1 pseudogene is annotated in these 540 nt (G+C 50.7%); it reads left to right on the forward strand.

Annotated elements, in window-relative coordinates:
• Positions 1–366: pseudogene (locus BHE89_RS20015) on the forward strand (hypothetical protein); the annotation flags it as partial.
• Between the last annotated feature and the right edge of the window lie 174 nt (positions 367–540).

Consider the following 540-nt stretch of genomic DNA (forward strand, 5'->3'; position numbering starts at 1 on the left):
GGGGAAGGGAATGTTGAGCTCCTCGATGTGGACAAGCAGGCCTATACCCAGACCCATGACGAAATCTCTACACCAGCCATTGGCCCCGTCCTGGTGACTCAACATGCCATCGATCAGTATCAGGCCCGGATAACCTCTGGAGACCCCAAAAAACCGTGGGCCTCACTCGTTGGCCGCCTCCAGCATCCAGAGCTACAGGTCCAGCCTTTTGACGAGAAGGTGGCTCGCCATAAAGCCAGAAAGTATGGCCGCGTCGATAACGTGGAAGTCTGGGGCCACCGCGATTCCAAATTCAAGTACCTCATGGTGATCAACGATGACAACAAGAAGCGCGTTCTCGTGACCGTGTTTGAACGAAATGAATAATGTGTTGACCTAAAGCGGAATAAAAAAAGGAGCCTGACGGCTCCTTTTTGCTAACCCTTATAATTGGGAATACCAACTATCCGGAAATTCCGGATAGTTCGATTTAAACCCCCGCGCATACGGGGCAGACTCTAGTTTTTCTTGCTCGATGATTTCATCTAACCTTTAACCCCC

Source organism: Shigella sp. FC1967 (assembly GCF_001743005.1).
Classification (GTDB): domain Bacteria; phylum Pseudomonadota; class Gammaproteobacteria; order Enterobacterales; family Enterobacteriaceae; genus Proteus.